15 protein-coding genes and 2 pseudogenes are annotated in these 18,487 nt (G+C 67.4%); 8 read left to right on the top strand and 9 right to left on the bottom strand.

The genetic code is table 11. The features are described 5' to 3' along the window. The first annotated feature begins 142 nt into the window (after window positions 1-142). Window positions 143-517, top strand: a complete 375-nt coding sequence (locus QXK92_RS00265; RefSeq protein ID WP_306239677.1) for a helix-turn-helix domain-containing protein — start codon at window positions 143-145, stop codon at window positions 515-517. Here the strand turns inward: QXK92_RS00265 and QXK92_RS00260 are convergent. Next, complete coding sequence (locus QXK92_RS00260) at window positions 484-879, bottom strand: VOC family protein (RefSeq protein WP_306239676.1); 396 nt, start codon at window positions 877-879, stop codon at window positions 484-486. The two genes, QXK92_RS00265 and QXK92_RS00260, sit on opposite strands and share 34 nt — an antisense overlap. Before the next feature lie 77 nt (window positions 880-956). Between QXK92_RS00260 and QXK92_RS00255 the strand changes: the two genes are divergently transcribed. Together QXK92_RS00255 and QXK92_RS00250 are read left to right on the top strand one after the other, a co-directional pair. Continuing rightward, a complete protein-coding gene (locus QXK92_RS00255; protein ID WP_306239674.1) occupies window positions 957-1,445 on the top strand; it encodes a glutathione peroxidase in 489 nt (162 codons plus the stop codon). Between the two features lie 29 nt (window positions 1,446-1,474). Further along, window positions 1,475-2,407 carry a DUF389 domain-containing protein gene (locus QXK92_RS00250; protein ID WP_306239672.1) on the top strand — a complete coding sequence of 311 codons (933 nt, stop codon included), beginning with the start codon at window positions 1,475-1,477 and terminating at the stop codon, window positions 2,405-2,407. Window positions 2,408-2,416: 9 nt separating this feature from the next. Here the strand turns inward: QXK92_RS00250 and QXK92_RS00245 are convergent, their stop codons facing one another. After that, the gene (locus QXK92_RS00245; RefSeq protein WP_306239671.1) at window positions 2,417-2,731 is read right to left on the bottom strand and encodes a hypothetical protein; all 315 of its coding nucleotides are present in this window, start codon (window positions 2,729-2,731) and stop codon (window positions 2,417-2,419) included. Window positions 2,732-2,867: 136 nt separating this feature from the next. Between QXK92_RS00245 and QXK92_RS00240 the strand changes: the two genes are divergently transcribed. Next, complete coding sequence (locus QXK92_RS00240; RefSeq protein ID WP_306239670.1) at window positions 2,868-3,521, top strand: hypothetical protein; 654 nt, start codon at window positions 2,868-2,870, stop codon at window positions 3,519-3,521. Continuing rightward, on the top strand, window positions 3,518-4,693 hold the full coding sequence (locus QXK92_RS00235; RefSeq protein WP_306239669.1) for a hypothetical protein: 1,176 nt from the start codon (window positions 3,518-3,520) through the stop codon (window positions 4,691-4,693). Before QXK92_RS00240 ends, QXK92_RS00235 begins: the two co-directional genes overlap by 4 nt. Before the next feature lie 113 nt (window positions 4,694-4,806). Here the strand turns inward: QXK92_RS00235 and QXK92_RS00230 are convergent, their stop codons facing one another. Both QXK92_RS00230 and QXK92_RS00225 read right to left on the bottom strand, forming a co-directional pair. Then, entirely contained in the window at window positions 4,807-5,130 is a 324-nt protein-coding gene (locus tag QXK92_RS00230) for a hypothetical protein (RefSeq protein ID WP_306239668.1), read from the bottom strand. Window positions 5,131-5,285: 155 nt separating this feature from the next. Next, window positions 5,286-5,723 carry a hypothetical protein gene (locus QXK92_RS00225; RefSeq protein ID WP_306239667.1) on the bottom strand — a complete coding sequence of 146 codons (438 nt, stop codon included), beginning with the start codon at window positions 5,721-5,723 and terminating at the stop codon, window positions 5,286-5,288. A gap of 353 nt (window positions 5,724-6,076) precedes the next feature. Here QXK92_RS00225 and QXK92_RS00220 point away from each other — a divergent pair, with 353 nt between their 5' ends. After that, window positions 6,077-7,222: an N-acetylmuramoyl-L-alanine amidase gene (locus QXK92_RS00220; protein ID WP_371934476.1), complete on the top strand. Its 1,146-nt coding sequence runs from the start codon at window positions 6,077-6,079 to the stop codon at window positions 7,220-7,222. Window positions 7,223-7,231: 9 nt separating this feature from the next. Here the strand turns inward: QXK92_RS00220 and QXK92_RS00215 are convergent, their stop codons facing one another. Then, complete coding sequence (locus QXK92_RS00215) at window positions 7,232-9,979, bottom strand: glycoside hydrolase (protein ID WP_306239666.1); 2,748 nt, start codon at window positions 9,977-9,979, stop codon at window positions 7,232-7,234. A 144-nt stretch (window positions 9,980-10,123) separates the two neighbouring features. Between QXK92_RS00215 and QXK92_RS00210 the strand changes: the two genes are divergently transcribed. Further along, the gene (locus tag QXK92_RS00210; RefSeq protein ID WP_306239665.1) at window positions 10,124-10,969 is read left to right on the top strand and encodes a CDP-diacylglycerol diphosphatase; all 846 of its coding nucleotides are present in this window, start codon (window positions 10,124-10,126) and stop codon (window positions 10,967-10,969) included. A gap of 1,150 nt (window positions 10,970-12,119) precedes the next feature. Here the strand turns inward: QXK92_RS00210 and QXK92_RS33995 are convergent. From QXK92_RS33995 to QXK92_RS00200, 3 genes and pseudogenes are all read right to left on the bottom strand, one after another. Continuing rightward, a pseudogene (locus QXK92_RS33995) lies at window positions 12,120-12,212 on the bottom strand (PE family protein); the annotation flags it as partial. A 1,356-nt stretch (window positions 12,213-13,568) separates the two neighbouring features. After that, window positions 13,569-13,787 (bottom strand): annotated as a pseudogene (locus QXK92_RS33990) (PE family protein); the annotation flags it as partial. Window positions 13,788-14,334: 547 nt separating this feature from the next. Then, on the bottom strand, window positions 14,335-14,634 hold the full coding sequence (locus QXK92_RS00200; protein ID WP_306239663.1) for a hypothetical protein: 300 nt from the start codon (window positions 14,632-14,634) through the stop codon (window positions 14,335-14,337). Window positions 14,635-14,804: 170 nt separating this feature from the next. Here QXK92_RS00200 and QXK92_RS00195 point away from each other — a divergent pair, with 170 nt between their 5' ends. Continuing rightward, window positions 14,805-16,046, top strand: a complete 1,242-nt coding sequence (locus QXK92_RS00195) for an HNH endonuclease signature motif containing protein (protein WP_306239662.1) — start codon at window positions 14,805-14,807, stop codon at window positions 16,044-16,046. A gap of 210 nt (window positions 16,047-16,256) precedes the next feature. Here the strand turns inward: QXK92_RS00195 and QXK92_RS00190 are convergent, their stop codons facing one another. After that, complete coding sequence (locus QXK92_RS00190) at window positions 16,257-18,191, bottom strand: beta-1,3-glucanase family protein (protein WP_306239661.1); 1,935 nt, start codon at window positions 18,189-18,191, stop codon at window positions 16,257-16,259. Between the last annotated feature and the right edge of the window lie 296 nt (window positions 18,192-18,487).

Below are 18,487 nucleotides of genomic sequence, written 5' to 3'. Positions count from 1 at the left end.
CAACGAACAACGCTGTTCTGTCGCCGAAGGGATCCGGTTCCGCCCGGGTGTGTTGCCGCGGCTTCTCGGGGTTCCCGCCGATGCACTGCGGAACACCCGGGTTGACCTGGAACTGTTGCACCCCAGGCTCCGTGGAGTTCCGTTGATTCCGCTCACCGCGCGCCTCCTGCAACACGAGACCTCCGCTGAGACCGCGCCCTGGCGAGTCGCCGTGTTGCATCACGTCACCCAACGACTGGGCAGCGGCGCCACGGTGCACTCGGTGGCTGGGGAAATCGGTTACTCGGCAAGGAATCTGCAGCGGCACTCCGCCGCGGTGTACGGCTACGGGCCGGCGACGCTGCGGCGAATCCTGCGATTCCGGAAAGCGTTGCGACTGTTGGATTCCGGCGCGTCGGCCGCCGATACCGCCGCCGGCGCCGGATATTCCGATCAGTCACATCTGTCGCGGGAGGTTCACGATCTGGCGGGAGTGACCGTCAGTCAGCTCGGCAGCGAAGCGTACAGGTCGACGTAGGTGCCGTCCGGGTCGGCGATCGTGGCGTAGCGCTGTCCCCAGGGTGCGTCAAAGGGTTTCACGACAGTGGGGTGTCCGGCATCGGTAAGCCGGCGAAACACGGCGTCGACGTCGGCGGGTGCGGCAAGCCCGAACGCCAGCGTCACCCGTCCCGGCGACGTCGGCGCCGTCCACCCGGGATGCAAACCCGCGATTGTCTCCTCGGTGTCGAATAGCAGGCGGCTGCCGCCGGGCAGGTCGACCTCGACGTGCCCGGCGACGTCCGCGGGGATGGTCAGCCCGAGCAGGCGATAGAAGTCCAGCGAGCGCCGCAGGTCATTCGCCACGATCTCGACTGCGGCGGAAACAGGTTGGTTGTCCATGGTGGCAACGGTAGGTCGCGGCCGTCGTGGTCGTCATGAACAAATCGGACAGCATCCGTAGTGCTAGCGTCGACGCCGTGACCCTCAAAGACATCGCCCTGACCACGCTCGACGGGAAGGCCGCGACGCTGGCTGAATTGTCCAGCGGCGCAACGCTGGTCGTGAACGTCGCCTCCAAGTGCGGTCTGACGCCGCAGTACGCGGCGTTGGAGAAGCTGGCCAAGGACTACAAGGACCGGGGCCTGACGGTCGTCGGTGTCCCCTGCAATCAGTTCATGGGCCAGGAACCGGGCACGGCAGCAGAGATTCAGACGTTCTGCTCGACGACCTACGGCGTGACGTTCCCGTTGCTGGAGAAGACCGACGTCAACGGCGAGCTCCGCCACCCTCTCTATGCCGAATTGACGAAGGCCGCCGACGCCGACGGCCAGGCGGGCGACATTCAGTGGAACTTCGAGAAGTTCCTGCTGGCACCCGACGGCCAGGTGGTCAATCGGTTCCGGCCCCGGACCGAACCCGACGCCCCCGAGGTCATCAGCGCCATCGAGGCCGTGTTGCCCCGGTAGGCGGCGCGCTTGCCGCTAAGGTGCGGTGAATGCTCCATCTGCGGGTGATCGCGCCGACCGAGTCCCGTGATGCGGTGCTCGAAGTCCTTCGCCGCGAGGTGGGGGTGACTCACATCGTCGTGCACCGCGAAGCAGCACTCGATCCTCCGGGCGACGAGATCACCGCGGATATCGCGCGCGAGAGCGCCAACGACGTCGTCGACCAACTCAAGGCGCTCGGGCTCAAACGGCGGGGAGCGATCACCCTCGACGTGGTCGACACCGTGGTCTCCACCGCGGCCTATCGCGCCGAGAACGAGGCCGACGGCGACCCGGCCGATGCCGTCGTGTGGGACGAATTGGCCGAGAGATCGCGGGAGGAGTCGACCCTGAACGCCACCTTCCTGACGTTCCTGACACTGGCCTGCCTCATCGCAGCCGTCGGCGTTGTGACGGACTCCCCGGTCACGGTCGTCGGCGCGATGGTGGTGGGCCCCGAGTTCGGTCCGCTCGCCGCGCTCGCGGTCGCGATCGTGCGACGCCGCGGCTACCTCGCGCGGCGGGCGACGCTGGTGCTGCTGGTCGGTTTCCCGGTGGCGATGTTCGTCACGGCGGTCGCTGTGCTGGGCGGTGAAGCGGTGGGCTGGATCAAGCTGGGTACCATTCGGCAGCTCAATCAGGTCGACTTCATCTTCCAGGTCGGACCGCTGTCGTTCGTCGTCGCGCTGTTCGCCGGCGCGGCCGGCATGCTTTCGCTGGTATCTGCGAAATCCGCTGCGCTGGTTGGTGTTTTCATCTCAGTGACGACAGTGCCGGCCGCCGGGTTCGCGGTGGTCGCCGCCACCGTCGGCGACTGGCAGGTCGCCGAGCAGTCGGCGATACAACTCGGGGTGAACCTGACGGGGATCGTCCTGGCCGGGGTGCTCGTGCTGTGGGTCCATCTTCAGACCAGCTCACGGCACCGGGCCAACCGGCCCGGGTAGTGCGGGTCGCTATCCACCCCCGGATTGATTGGCGATGCAGGACCGGTAGGCCTGCATACACTGCGCGACAGCGTCGGGCGGCACATACCGCTCCCCGTAGATTCCGATCTGCACGCTCGCCGACATACAGGCCTGCTTCTGGCTGTCGCAGCTGGTAGTCGGTGAGCCTGGCGCCGGAATCACGTCCGTCGGGTCGACATCGTCACCGGTATTCACGCACGGCGTGGTCTGCGGTTCGGCTGCCGCGGGTCCCGCTACGGCGCCGGCGACCGGGCAGAGAAGAACTGTTGCAAGCGCCAACCGGGCGACGACTCTGGGAAACATCGTTGGCTCCTCACGGCATTGGGTCAGAGACTCAGAACGTAAGTCCGCGTGTTTCCCGCGCGTAGGGCATTTAGGCGCAGGCGTCAGGGTAGAAAGTCCCTGTCGCAATACCGGTCGCGGGTCGAGCATGAGTTCCATGCGCCGCGCTGTCTCCGTTGCCGCACTCACCGTGGTGGCCGCCCTCGGTGTAGCTCCCCGTGCCGGTGCGGACCCCGCGGCCGACCTGGTGAGAATGCTGCCGGCCGGCTACGGCAGCGACTCCTGCACAGCGACCAATCCGAAAGGCGCGCTGGCCGCCGTGCAGTGCCGCACCAATTCTTTGCCCGGCGGTCCGACGTCTGCGACCTATTCGCTGTTCCGCGATTACGCCGGGATGTATGACGCCTTCACCAAGAGCCTGAAGGATCCGGCATGGACGCCCGCGCCATGCCCCGGCAAGCAATCGCCGGAACCCACCGTCCTGCTGGGATCGGACGGCCGGCAGTTGGGTTTCGCCGCCTGCGCCCACGGCGAAGGCCCCGACTGGCAAGCCAGGGACGGAGCGTTGGCGTGGACGCGCAACGCCGAGCACTTCCTGGGCGTGGCATACCTCAGGTACGAAGGTCAGCTGTATCCGGCCGGCCTGTTCAACTGGGTCAGGGGACCGCAGATCGAAAGCGACTGCGCCGCGGCCGGCGGCAAGTACACGGCGTGGCACGGCGACGCCGAAATCTACTATTCGAACTGTTGCTTCAAAGACCACTGCGATGAATACGTCGACGGGGACTATCAAGGACGCTCCCAGCCATGAACCATTCGCACCGGTGCCGCAATCACGTCGTCGCGCGCTGGATCGTCACGCTCGGGGCGGCGGTCGGTTTGGTCGCCGGTTGCACCCATCCTGCCGCTCCGCCTGCGACATCCTCAAAGCCGTTGGCGCCGAGCCTGTCTCCGGGAACCCACTCCACGCTGTTCTATTCCAAGGCCGGCTCGCTGTACATCAGCGACCCCGCCGGCGCACCGGGCCGCAAACTCACCGACGGACCGGCCGATACCGAGCCGGCGCCCTCCCCCGACCTCGCGCACGTGGCCTTCATCCACAAGGCCGACAACGCCGACTATGGCGGCGAGCTGTGGGTTCTCGATCTCTCGCCCGCCCATGACCCGCTCGGCGCACCGCGGCGCCTCGTCGACCCGGGGGCGCTCCCGCCGGGGTTCGGAACCCCGGAGGCCGGGGATGGGCCCCCGCGGGTCGTGCACCCGCGCTGGTCCCCCACCGGCAACCAGATCGCCTTCCTCGAGGCCGGCGAAGGGGGCGGCCTGCTGCTGGTCGCTGACGCCACGGACGGCCGGACCGTGCCGCACCGGCAGCGGATGTTCGCCGACGACAACTACGCGTGGGCGCCCGACGGCCAGCACATCGCCTGGACAGGCGGACGCAGCGACGTGTCGCCCGTCGACGTCAGCGTCCTCACCGTCGGGGCGACCTCGACATCCGTGGTGAAAGGTGCCAACGTCTTCTCCGTGGCGTATGACGTCGCCGGCCAGTCTCTTTGGTTCAGCAACGGCAACGCCTCCGGCGAACTGTTCGACGGGATCCCGTTCCTGCTCCGCGACGGCGGCATCTATTCCGTCGCCACCCCCGGCGGTGCACCGGCCAATCCGTCCGTTGTCCCGACATCGCTGGTCAAGGGAAAGTCCTTGTACGGCGACGTGGCGCCGCTTGGTTCCGGCGCCGTTGCCTTCACGGTAGCGAGTGCGGACGGATCATCGAAGAGCATTCAGATTCTCGATGCCCACGCGTCGGCGGCCCGCACGATGGTCGGCAACGTGCCGGCCGACAGTCCCGGCCCCGTGTGGGGGCCGGGGGACCTCCTCGCCTATGTCGACGCCGGCAAGCACTTGGTGGTGACGGACGTTAACAACCGCGCCCCCAAGCAGATTGACGCGGGTGTGGACACCTTCGCATGGCCGCCCCGGTGAGCACTCGTGGAGTGAGACCGGGCCGTCGCCAATGGGATCCGGTCCCCTCCGGGTGCCTCGCCGCCGCTATTCGCCGGCCACGCTATTGACAGTGTCCAGGATTGAACGCGCTCTCACAGGCCGGGCAGGCAGATGGGCGATCCGCCGCAGGTGTTCGCCGGGGAAGGGTCTCCCTCGAGAATGTGCGCACCAACTTGGATGCCGCCCTCCGTTCCCGGATGTCCGAGGCTGCCGCCGTAGTAGTGGTGACAGGTATTCATGTCCCACACCACATCCGGCATTGGCAGCGGACTGCCGGGGCACCAGATGCGGCTGCACATGGCCAGCTGATTGCAAACGCCTGTTCCCGGGTCGGCTTGTGCGCTGCCTGCGCCCAACCCGAGAGTCGCCAGCGCAAGGGTGCCAGAGAGCATTGCACCTGCGATGATTCGTCGCATTTCGTGTTCTCCGTTCGCCAGGTCCGCCTGTCAGCGGACGTCTTGGCAAAAGCTAACCCGGCATTCTTGCGAATTTCTGGTGTCCGCGGTCGCGCGGACGATCCTCGGCTGCGCGGTCGACGTGTGCGGCTTTCGCCCAGCCTCGTGCCGAGGCGCTAGCCGACCTGGGTGAGTTGCAAATTCTGGGTCACGCGCGGCAATCCTTTATCGGACCCGCACACCGGCCTCGTTATGCCGGATTCGTTCTTGCCCGCAAGAGTGCCGGGGTCCCACGTGGCGTAGCTGGCGTAAGCGCCGGGCACCCGAGTACCCGACGGACAGAATGCGTCGGAGTGCCAGGCCAATGTCCATTGGCCGTCGAATATCCGCGCTTCGCCGAAACCTGGCCCCCCAGGTGCATTGGCCACCGATGCGCATCCCGCACCGCACGGCGTGAAGTACCAGTCGCTCGTGGTGGTCTCACCGGATGCCGAGGTCACGGTCGAGACGTAGTGGCCGCTCATAGTCGGATCAGCCGACGCGGTAGCGGCGGACGCGACAGCCAACGACCCGGCAATCGCGGCGACAGAAACAATGCGGCGCGGAACGGTCATGTTCTGATGTCCTCTCCAATGGTGACAACCGCCATAAATTGGCTATAGCACAAAAGACGGAGGATTTGGGCCGCTCGATTGCCGCGGACTTCCGGATTCGGCCGGCAGGCCACCGGGTGCAACGACAGGCCTGGAAGCGAAAAATGGCGGCGGGGCGGGGCCTCAGGGGCGATCTCCGGTTCGGGACAATTTCGGCACTGACGGGAATCCGCTGCGCTCAAAGGACTTCCACCGCGGCGGGTCGCGCCGCCAATACCGTCGACGCGAGTTACCGTGTTGCCGTGCCAGATTGGTGCGGGTGCGCGGTGACACCCGCTGTTTCACGTCGCAGTGCCCTGAAATATGTTGCGGCAGTGCCGGTTGCGCTGGGTTTGGGAACCGTCGCATCGGGGCTGGCCCGGCCTCCGAGCGCTGCGGCAGACCCGATCCTGGTCGCGGCGGTCGAAGCTCCCGGACAGGCACCCAATATTGTCAGCCGTGCGCAGTGGGGCGCCGACGAGTCGCTCCGCAGCCGAGCACCGGTGTATGACAGCGGCATCCAGGCCGGCGTCGTGCACCATACCGCCACGGTGAACGACTATGCGCCGCAGGATTCGGCGGCGATCGTGCGGTCGATCTACGCCTACCACACCCGGAACCTGGGGTGGCCGGACATCGCCTACAACGCCCTGGTCGACAAGTACGGTCAAGTCTTCGAGGGCCGGTTCGGCGGGATGACCAGACCGGTGCAGGGCACCCATACCGGCGGCTTCAATCGCAACACCTGGGCGGTGTGCATGATCGGAGAGTTCGACGCGATGGCGCCCACGCCCGTTCAGGTGCGCACCGTCGGTCGCTTGCTCGGCTGGCGACTGGCCATGGACGGCGTCGACCCCAGGGGCAGCACCTCTCTGACATCGGACGGGGGCCCGTACACGCGTGTCCCGCGCGGCACGGCCGTGAATCTCCCGTCGATCTTTGCCCACCGCGACGTCAGCGATACCGATTGCCCAGGCAAGATCGGGTACGTCCTGATGGGTCAGATCCGCGACGTCGCGGCGCAATTCACCAAACGCCCCAGCGCCGCGGACCTGGCTCAATCGCTGCAGGGCACCGCCATCTATGACCGGTGGCAGGCGATGGGCGGCATGAACAGCGCACTGGGCGCTCCCAAGTCACCGGAATCGCAGGGCACCGGAAACGCGCGCTACGTGATCTTCGATAAGGGAGCGATGTACTGGTCCCCGGCCACCGGAGCACAGCCCGTCACGGGCTCCCTCTACGCCGCGTGGGGTGCTCTGGGCTACGAACACAGTGCGCTCGGACTGCCGACCAGTGCCGAAATTCAGGAGCCCGAGTGGATCGCGCAGAACTTCCAGCACGGCACCCTCAATCTCGACCGTCACAGCCGGACGGTCACCAGCGTGATCGACGGTATCGCCGCCCTGGTGCCGCCGCCGTCAGCGGAGGGGCCGCCGACACAGCTCGAGCGGTTCTCACCGGCGCGCAACCGAGTTTGACGCGCGGCGTCACGCCACCGGGACGGTGACAGCCGGCGTGTTGTGCCCGGTGACTCGGACCCAGCGCGCCGGTGACCCCTGGTCTGCGGCAGTTCCCCGGATCTCCACGGTCTCGCCCGGGAACACGGTCACGTAGTTGTCGTCGTATTCGACCGGCAGCATCTCGTCGCCGTCGCGCGACGACAGGATCTCGGCACGTTCGAAGAACGCGACATTCGGCGTGGGATTGTGCAGCCGCACGACGACGCCCCCACCGGCCGGCCGGGCTGTGACGTCCAGCGGCACGCGCGGCATGTCGTTCAGCGCGGTCAGGTCCGCCCAACTGGCTTGCATCGAGTCGAACGCGCGGTCATTGTCCGGGTCTCCGACGTCATCGGGCTGTTGGGACTGCCAGTAGACGTTCTCCGCGAGAACCTCGCCGGTCTCACGCGCCAGTTGTGCGCGGACGAAGAAGACCGGTGAGGTGGCGAGCCCGCGGGGCACGGTCATGGCTTCCGTGGCGCCGCCCGCGGAGACGTTGGTGCGCTTCGAGATTCGATCGGCCTGCAGCGTTCCCTGCAGGTCATAGATGCGGACCCGGACGAGGAGGCCGTGCTCGTCGTGTCGAGTCTGGTTCACGACGCTGATCCGCGCCGGACTGCCGTTGCCGCCGGCGTAGGAATCGAAGACGACGGACAGCGGCCGCAAGCCCTTCTTGGCTCCGAAGTAGGCGCCGCCCGGGCGCAGGTAGTAATCGAAGAGCTGGCCGAAGAAGGACGGCCAGTGACTGTTCAGCATCCAGTAGATGGTCATCTTGTGACGGTCCCATCCCGTGGCGGCGAAGGCCTCGAACTGCGCACGGGCGGACTCGTACTGCGCCAATTGCGCTTTGGCGGAGAACATCTCGGCACTGTCGGACGGACCGTAGCGCAGGCCGATCGATCGCTGGGCGCTGAGCAGAGCACCGTTCTTCGGCTGGCCGCCGGCGTGGAAGTACCAGGTGTCATTGATCGGCCACAACTGGTCCGCCGGGATGAATCTTCTCAGGCTGGCGAACGGCGGAATCTGTTCGTTGCTGCCCTGTTCGGCGGATGCGCCCCAGGTGGCACCGTATCGAAGGCTGAACCAGTAGCTGGGCGGCCGCCAGGTATACGGTCCCGTCATGTCGATTCCGTCCCATTGCGCTACGCCGTCGCCGTCGCGCGCCTGCAGCGACGCGGTATCGACGGTGGCGTTCTGCCAATGTAATTCAGCGAGAATCGCCCGGTATCGGGAGCGGATGTCCGGCGGCGGCAAGCCGTCGCTGCCATTGGCCCAGATGAACGCGGACGCGTGGGATCGAAGGACCTCGATCTGTGAGCGCAGACTCGCCATCGCCACGCGGTCGTCTTCGTGGTCCCACTGCTCCCATTTCTCCCACTGGTTGCAGCACATCCAGCCTGCCATGAGTGGAATGCCGAGCTCGTCGGCCTTCTCGACGAGGTGTTCGCTGGCGAGTTTTCCCTCAAGCCGTAACATGTTCAGACCCAGATCCCTTGCGTACTGCAGGATTGCGGTCTCCCGGTCGGGGTCGTAGCGGTAGAGCAGATCGGGCGTGTACGCCGCGCCGCGAATCGGAAAGTGCTCACCGTTGACGTCGAGATAGAAGTCTCCGCCGTCGCCGGAGAAGCCTTCGTCGCGATGCTGCGCGACGGTACGGATACCGAATCGAAGATCTTTGCTGTCGCTGGGCCGGTTGTCGACCCGGAACTCCAGCCGTAGATCGTGCAGAGTCGGCCGACCCATGGTGTACGGCCACCAGAGATCCGGACGCTGAACATTCAGTTGCCCGAATTCGTCTGGGGTCAATGTGATTTCGCGATCCTCGCCGGGCCCGAGGGTGACCGCCTGCTCCACGTGAATCGTGGATTTGTCCGGGCGGGTGATCGTGGCGCGCAGAACTCCGCGTGCCCGGCCGGCGGAGTAGTTGTGCACACCGGCCCTGATCGTCAACCGCGCACTGTCGGTGCGGGGTAACGGAAGTTCCGAACCGACGGCCGCAGTACCGATTCCGACGGTTCCCAGCGATTTCAGGTACACCGGCTTCCAGATACCGGCATTACGGTCGGCCACAAACGACGTTCCGCGCCGGTCCGGATCGTTGTTGGGCGACGGCAGACCAAGGTAATCCCAGTTGATCCAGTCGTTCCAGCTGTCGGCCAGCTCCACACCGTCCACATCTTGAAGCGCGCGCTCGGGCGTCACCTTCACTGCCAGAACGTTTGACTGCCCGGGACGGATCCACCGCGTCACGTCCAATTCGTGGGTCACGTACATACCGACTATGTGCGTGCGGTCGGCCACCCGGTGTCCGTTCAGCCAGATTTCGCCGCGGTAATTGATGCCGGGAAAAGCCAATACGTAGGTCGTCCGGCCCGGTGGAGCGGTGAACTCGGTGCGGTACCACCAATCCTGTAGATAGAGATCCTGCGGGACGTGATCTCGAAGATTCTTGCCTACGTAGAGGTCCCGGTAGACACCGTTTTCCCGGAGTATCTCCAGCACCGTGGCCGGCATGCGGGCGACTTTGTACCATGCGGTGGCGTCATAGCCGGTCACCGACAGGGCGTCGCCGTTGAGCGAGGTCGTAGTCGCGGGAGACAGCGTCCAATTGTTCGACAGCTCAAGGCGGTCCGGTGCAGCGGACAGAGCATGAGTGGCGACTGGCGAATACGCTGCCGCACATAACGACAGCGAAGACATCGCCAGCACGATGAAGATCTTGACGGCGACCTTCATTTCCCGGCTCCTCGACACGTGTGTTCGGCTCATCATGCCGTCGACCGTCTGCTGACGCCAACAGAGCGGGGCGCCGGCAGACGTCGACGAAAGTTATATTGCTGGTTCAGCACGTCTTCTGATTCTGATCAAGGAGCAGTAACCATGGGGGATTCAACGATCGACGGCATCGGCAAAAGACGTAGGAGTCCTGCTGCGGGCCTGCTTGGGGTAGTTGTCGTCATCGCCGCATGCCTCTTGGGCGTTGGCCTCTCGGCCGCTGGGACCTCATCGTGGACGGCTCTTGCCGACCCGGGTTTCCACCCGCCCGACAACTGCGGATCCCCGAACGACAGCGGACCCAGACTCGAACTCTGGAAGTCCGTCAAAGACCACTATCCCCCGCCGGCCAACCCGGCGCCCAACATTTTCGTCAATGATTCCTGGGCACTCAAGGACGGCGGACAGGGCAAACACGACCTCCTGGCGATACCGAGGGCCCGCGTCACCGGAGTCGAATGCCCGGAGATCTGGGGCCCGAAGGCGTTCAACCTCTGGAAGCCCGCCTGGGACGAGGCGGTCAAGAGGTTCCAGGGTGTCGACATCATGTTGGGAATCAATTCTTTCCACGGCCGCAAGCAGGATCAGTTGCACATCCATCTCACGGGCTTTCAGCACCAGGCCAGGAACGACTTGAACGGCCTCAAGGGGATCCCGACGGATCTGTCGAAGTGGAACACCAGTCTGTATGTCGTGATGGGCAATGTTTACCGCATCGTGCGAGTCAACGACCTCGACACGAACGTCTTCAAATTGGTCAAGGACAACATCTCTCAAAACGACATGTTCCAGCAGTCCATAGCTGTCGTCTCCGCCGCACCCAACAAGGGCTTCTACATCCTCAGCACGCAGGGCAAACCCGATCCCGGGGAAGCCGAGCACAACCCTGAACTGCGGATCGGCAAGGACTTCGGCACCCAGGCAATCGACGGCCTCATCTGGCGGGGCTGACAACGTCGAACAGCTGGGGGCCGGTGTCCGAGGGGTTTCGGATCTCGGCCGCCGGACGCGGTTACGCCTTGCCGTTGTTTCCGTTGTTGCCGAGTAACAGTCCGCCGGTGCCGCCGGTGCCGGCTGTACCGCCGGCCTTGCCGGCGTTGCCGCCGTTGCCGCCGTCGCCGACGAGCTGAGCGTTGCCGCCGTTTCCGCCTTTGCCGGCGGTGGTGGCACCGAATCCGCCGGCCCCGCCGTCACCGCCGTTTCCGGTGATCCCGGCCTTGCCGCCGGTGCCGCCGGCACCGCCCGTGCCGTTGCCGTTGGCGTTGGCGCCGGAGCCGCCGGCCCCGCCCGCGCCTCCCGAGCCGGCGAGCAGGCCGGCGCTGCCGCCGGCACCGCCGGCGCCGCCCTGTTGCGTGCCGCTACCGCCGGCACCGCCGTGTCCGCCGGAGCCGCCCGCGCCGCCGGAACCGAACAGGAGGCTGGCGTTGCCGCCGGCTCCGCCGGCCCCGCCGGTCAGGGTGCCGGCCCCACCGGAGCCGCCCGCGCCGCCGGTACCGAAGGACAGTGCGCCGGCGTTGCCCCCGGCTCCCCCGGCCCCGCCGTTGTTGCCCCCGGAACCACCGGCACCCCCGGTGCCGCCGGCGCCGAACAGCCCTCCCGTTCCACCGGCCCCGCCGTTGCCGCTGAGACCGCCGGAGCCGCCGGTTCCGCCGTCGCCGAATACCAGGCCCGTCCCACCGGCCCCACCCGCGGCGCCGGGCCCGCCGGCTCCACCGACTCCACCGTTGGCGAACAGGCCGCCGGTACCGCCGGCCCCGCCCACCCCGGTAGGCCCGGCTCCCGCACCGTGCCCGCCGGTGCCGGCGGCGCCGGACAGGAAGCCGGCGTTGCCGCCGCGCCCACCTGCCCCGCCCTTGCCGGCATTGATGGCCTGCCCGCCGTCACCGCCGGTGCCGCCCACCCCGTTGAGCAGGGCTGAGCCGCCCGCCCCGCCGGCACCACCGATTCCGCCGGCCCCGTTGGCGATGCCGCCTGCGCCACCAGTACCGCCGTTGCCGAACAACACGCCGCCGGCGCCACCGGCCCCACCCGCGCCACCGGCCCCGCCGGCGGCCGTGTTGGTCGTGCCGTGCGCGCCGTTGCCGCCGTTGCCGAACAACCAGCCGCCGTCCCCGCCGGCTGCACCGGTGCCGGGAGTTCCGTTGGCGCCGTTGCCGATCAGCGGTCGCCCGGTCAGCGCCTGGACGGGCTGATTGACGATGTTGAGCACGTCCTGCTGCAGGACGTGAATCGGGTTGGCGCTCAGGGGCGCGTTGAAGCCGTCTGCGCCGAGCAACACGCCGCTGATGCCACCGAGGCCGGCCTTGCCCCCGGTCACCCCACCGGTCCCGCCGCTACCGGCGTTGCCACCGTTGCCGATCAACACACCGTTGCCGCCGGCCCCACCGTTGCCGCCGGTGGTCACACCGGCACCGCCGTTACCGCCGTTGCCGCCGTTGCCGAACACTGCGGACTTGCCGCCGGCGCCGCCGGTACCGCCGGTGGTGACGGCAGCCCCGCCGCTACCGCCGGTTCCGCCCGAGCCGAGGAGCTGTCCGGCGTTGCCGCCGGCGCCGCCGGTGCCACCGGTGGTGCGGCCCAGGCCGCCGGCCCCACCGGCCCCCCCGTTGCCGGTGAGCAGGCCGGCGTTTCCGCCGGCACCGCCCGCGCCGCCCGCGGTCTGGCCGTTGTTGAGGCCTTCCCCGCCGGCCCCACCGGCGCCGCCATCGCCGAAGCTGAACATGCCGGCGTTGCCGCCCGATCCTCCGGCCCCGCCAGTGCTGCCCAGGCTCGAACCGCCGCTACCGCCGGTTCCGCCGGCGCCGAACGTCCCGCCGGCACCGCCGGCGCCACCTGCCCCGCCGGTGGTACCGGCCGTGGTGGACGTGCCGGTTCCGCCGGCTCCACCCGTGCCGCCGGTGCCGAACGTCCCCCCGTCGCCGCCGGACCCGCCCGCACCGCCCGAGGCGCCGGCCCCGCCGGACCCTCCGACGCCGCCGTCGGTGAACAGCCCACCGGTTCCACCGGCGCCACCGGCCCCGCCGGTGGCGTTGCCGAAGGTGAATCCGCCCGCGCCACCGTTACCCGCAGCGCCGAAGAGCAGTCCGGCATTGCCGCCGCGGCCGCCGGCCCCGCCCGCAGCGCCGCCGCCGTCTGTGGAGGCGCCTCCGACACCGCCGGAACCACCAGACCCGATCAGCATCGCGTTGCCGCCGGCTCCGGCGGCCCCACCGGCCTTGCCGGCCGTTGTGGCGATACCACCTGCGCCACCGGCTCCGCCACTGCCGAACAGACCCGCGGCACCCCCGGCACCGCCTTTACCACCGTCTGCGCCCGCGGTCGACGTTCCCGACCCGCCGGCCCCGCCGTTGCCGATCAACCATCCCCCCGCGCCACCGTCTTGTCCCGTCCCCGCGGCCCCGTTGGCGCCATTGCCGATCAACGGGCGCCCGGTCTGTGCCACGAATTGAGCGTTCACCACGTCGAGCAGGCCCTGTAACGGTTGCGCCGCAGCGGATTCGGCCATCGCGTACGAGTTGGCGCTTCCGGTCAGTGCCTGCACGAACTGCTGTTGAAACGCCGCCGCCTGCGCGCTCGCGCTCTGATATCCCTGACCGAACGTCCCGAACAGTTCGGCAACGGCGACCGAGACCTCATCCCCGGCGGCAGCCAGCAGACCCGTCGTATGAGCCGCCGCGGCCGCGTTGGCCGACTGGATTGCCGAGCCGATGCCAGCCAGATCTGTTGCCGCCGTTCCTATTACATCCGGCAGCGCGATGACAAAGGACATGTCGACACCTTTCTGCGAGTCATGACCGAAGCGTCACGACGGGTGGTTTGATCGCCAGATCACGGATCTGGTGAGCTTTGTGAAAATGCGGCGCTACGGGCCCGCTCGATCGCCTCGAGCGGGCGGTTCAGGCGACTCTGTCGCGCGTCGTTGTCATCCTTTGCGCCTCTGCGGTTTTGACGTCTCCACCCAACCGGCCGCGCCCATGCTGGGTTTCATACCTGGACGTTATTGGTCGAGGCCGGGGCGCGTCATGACCACAACTAGGCATCTTTCGGCCACCGGCAATAGTCAGATCTGACCAATCGGCCAACGAATGGCCGCACGTGCGGTGAGCTGCCGTCACACCTGCGGTACAAGGCACGAAGCACCGCGGTGCGCCAGGAACATGAGATGGCTCCAGATGCCAATTGTCACGTTTCATGGGCTGATTGTTGGCCCGGGACGCGCGTTGGTTCATGGGGCAGATGCCTCAAACTCGGGCGGCGCTATACGCGAGTGCCGGTGCAGTCCGGCACCGTTGTTCCGCAAGCCTTGCCCGGGCGGGTCAGCTCATTTCGCGCAGGGCGTCGAGGCGCTGGTTCACCCGCGCGAGCGCCTCGTCGAAAACCGCGACCTTCTCACCACGTCTCTCGTTGGCCGGCTGAGCGGCCCCGCGCGCACCTTCGGACTCCACCCGGGCCGCACCCTGGCGCCGCAACAGGCTGAAGTTCTTCTCCCGCACCGTCCTGAGCCGGCTCTGCAGATCTTTCAACTGTTTCTCATTCATGCGCTCCAGGGCGTCCGCATGGGTTTCGCCGATCAGCGAGGTCTCCTGCAGGGTCAGGTTCACATGGTGGTTGCTCACCGTAACGTCATAGCCCGCGCGGGCCGGGCCCGCACGGCAAATGCGTACCGCACACCGAAACGTCACGGCCGAGCCATCTTTGGTTCACTCCCCTGCCGCCCCCACGCCGCCGCGCCGCCCCGCCCCGTCGCTACGAGATTGATGTCGTACCCCGCTGGGAGGATGGGGTTATGTCGGTGACGGCCTTGGCGGGCTCTTTTCAGAGGCCTGCGGTGAAGCGTGTGGATGTGTTGTTTGCGGAGTTGGCGGAGTTGGCGGGGCAGCGCAACGCGATTGATGGGCGGATTGTGGAGATCGTCGCGGAGATGGATCGTGACGGGTTGTGTGGGATGACGGGGGCGCGGTCGGTGGCCGCGGTGGTGGCGTGGAAGCTGGGGTGCTCGCCGGCGAACGCGCAGACGGTCACGGCGGTGGCGCATCGGGTGGCGGAGTTTCCCCGCTGTGTGGCGGGTCTGCGGGAGGGTCGGTTGTCGCTGGATCAGGTGGGGGTGATCGCCGCGCGGGCCGGGGACGGCTCGGATGCCCATTATGAGCAGTTGGCGCGGCATGCCTCGGTCAATCAGCTGCGCACCGCGATCAAGTGTGAGCCGCGCCCCAAACCTGATCCGCGCCGGCAGCCGGCGATCATCAAGACCGCCACTGAGGAGTCCACGTGCTGGCGGATCACGTTGCCGCCCACCGAGGCGGCCACGTTTGAGGCGGCGCTGGCCGCGCATCGGGAGGCCCTGGTCGCCGAATGGAAGAGTGACCGCGCCGCACGCGGTGAGTCGGAGTCCGCGCCGCCGATGCCGGACACGCTGGATGCGTTCTTGCGGCTGGTGGAGGCGGGTTGGGATGCCGAGGCCGCCGCGCGTCCGCACGCCGCGCACACCACGGTGGTGGTGCACGTCGATGTCGACAAGCCCGCGGGCGCGCTGCACCTGGGCCCGGTGTTGAGTGAGGGCCAGCGACAGTACCTGACTTGTGATGCCACCTGTGAGGTGTGGTTCGAGCGCGAGGGCCGACCGATCGGGGCCGGGCGCAGCACCCGCACGGTCAACCGGCGGCTGCGCCGCGCGCTGGAACACCGCCACCCCTGCTGCGCGGTGCCCGGTTGCGGGGCGACCCGCGGCCTGCACGCCCATCACATCCGGCACTGGGAGAACGGCGGCCCCACCGAGCTGATCAACCTGATCCTGGTCTGCCCGTATCACCACCGGTTGCATCACCGCGGGGAGATCACCCTCTCCGGTGACGCCGAGCACCTGACCGTCACCGACCGCGACGGCGACATCCTGCACCCCGGGTCCCTGGCCCGCCCACCCACCAGCACCCCACCCCAGGTCCCGCCCTACCGCGGGCCCAGCGGCGAACGCGCCCAATGGAAGTGGTACACCCCCTTCCAACCCCAACCACCACCCACCACCAACTGAGGTCTTCAAGCCCGCCGCGCGCCGAGCTCGAAACTGATTAGGAGTCCGGTTCGGGCTGAGCATCCTTGCGATGGCGGATCACGAGACTGCGGGCCTTACTCGACCAGCGCTGCAACGGTTTTCGGCCTCCGCAGCACTGGCGCCTCGATGGCGCCAAGGGCCCACACGTATTCACACGACGACAGCACCACCGTCACCGGCAACAGCGCCCTAGTTGAGGACGAACGAAAGCTGAGTCGGCGGCTGCGGGTTACCGAGGATCAGCACCGAACTCTGGTTGTTCACGTCGTCAAAGGGGAAGCCGTAGGCGAGGTTGTTGATGCTGTTGGCGTGGAAGAACTGTGCCCAGTTGTTCCACTGCCCCCCTGTCGGATAGTAGGCGGCGACGTTGGCCCACTGATCCGGCGAAATCGCCACCCCGCGGTTGAACGCGGCGTTGAGTTCGGCGAGGAACGCCCCCTGTGCGTCGGTGCCGACGAACGGGCCGTTGGAGGCGAAAACTTGCGCCGTGGTGGGCTTGACCATCGTGTAATTCGACGCTGTTCCGCCGTCCGGGGTAACGCTGTAGTGGAAAAGACCGCTGCCGTCGATGTTTCCCGTCACCGTGTAGCCAGGGCCGTCGTAAAAGAACTGATTGGTTTGATAATTCGACCAGAAGGTGTTGATCGGTTGGTCGAGCCAGGTAGCCAGTCCGCCGGGTGTGTCGGTCCGCGGGGCCAAAATCCGTAGCGGGTCCCCGGAGCCGTCGTTGAGGACCAACGCCTGGAACTCCGCCGGAACCGAGGCCGTGTATTGGGCGAACACCTGGTCTCGCGTCAGTGTGATGCCGCGGGTGCCGCTGAACCCGGTTGACTCCTGCCCCAGCGTGTAGGAGAACGGCAACCCGAACTGGTCCACCTGCGTGGTGTTACCCCCGAAGGCGACCGCGCCGTACTTGTAGGTCATCTCGTACCAGTCGTAGACCGTGTTGTAGTTCGGATCGGCAGGGTTCGCGGGGTCCAGACCCGCCCATCCCGAGTTGTCCGCGGCGATGCCGATGTAGAGCGGGTTCTTCATCGACACGAAGATCCGGCCGCCCTGGAATTCCGACGGAATGGCCAGGTTGCCTGTCTGGTCGAGGGTGAACGACATGTTGGCGTAATTCACCCCGTTGTAGGTGAGGTGACCAGGAGCGTTGGCGGCGCTGGAGTCGATGTGGTGGGCTATGCCGTTCTGGTCGACCCACGACCACTGGCCGGGCGTCGTCTGACCGAGCAGGGTCAGGTAGATCTCGCTGTTGCTCAACCCCGTGTTGTTGACAAACGGGCCGACCCGAAATCCGCCAGGAAGGCCGTTAGCCCCGTTCAGGCCCGCTTGACCGGGAGTTCCGAACAGTCCGCCCGCGCCTCCGGCGCCGCCGAGGCCGCCGGTGCCCCCGGGACCGCCGGCGCCGAAGTTTCCTGCGGCGTCTGCGGGGCCTCCGATCCCACCGGTGCCGCCGACGCCGCCGGCACCACCCGTGCCGCCAGTGCCGAAGAACAGCCCGCCTTGACCACCGACGCCGCCCGCCCCGCCAGTGCCGCCGGCACCGCCCTGCTGACCCGCAACGGTGGTCGTGGTGCCGGTGGCCCCGACTCCGCCGGCGCCACCAGTGCCGCCCCGACCGAACAACCCCGCCGCACCCCCGGCGCCACCGGTTTTCCCGGCTGCCCCCGAACCGCCGTCGCCTCCGTTACCCCACAGCAGGCCGCCGGCCCCGCCCGCCTCGCCGGTGCCCGCGGCCCCGTTTCTGCCGTTGCCGATCAGCGGCCGCCCCAGCAACGCGTTGAACGGCGCATTGATCACATCCAGGATGGTTTGCTCGATGGACTGCAACGACATCGCACTGGCGGCCTCGGCGGCGGCATACGCGCCGGCCCCCGAATTGAGGGCTTGCACGAACCGCAGTTGGAACGCGGCGACCTCCGCGCTGATCGCCTGGTAGGCCTGCGCCTGCTCGCCCAGCAGTGCCGCGATCCCCGCCGACACTTCATCTGCACCCGCGGCCAGCAGCCTCGTCGTCGGACCCGCCGCCACCGCGTTGGCATTTGTGACCGACGAGCCGATCAGCACCAAATCCGAAGCAGCAGTGACCACTATCTCCGGAACCGCAGTGACAAACGACATTCCACACCTCCAGCAACCCATTCGACGCGAAATCCTCGACCGAGATTTACCGGGCAAATGGCCCAAGGTCAACAGTGTCAAGCACATTGCGACGAATGCGTGACGGCGCCCGCCCGGGAAAGTCCCACCGGTAGCGGTGGGATCTGCGGCTTTCCGCCGACGAATCAGAATTTTTGTCTAATAGTGAGATAGAAATACTGATTCTTCTCAGGTGCGCCGGGGGTTGCACGGGCTTTTGCTGTCGCGAATAAGCGACCAGCCAGGACGACACACCGCCGCGGACCGGCAAACGCATT

Origin of the sequence: Mycobacterium sp. TY815 (assembly GCF_030755135.1) — a bacterium.
Taxonomy (GTDB): Bacteria; Actinomycetota; Actinomycetes; order Mycobacteriales; family Mycobacteriaceae; genus Mycobacterium.
Note: the sequence above shows the minus strand (reverse complement) of the source record. Positions and strands in the feature narration are given on the sequence as shown.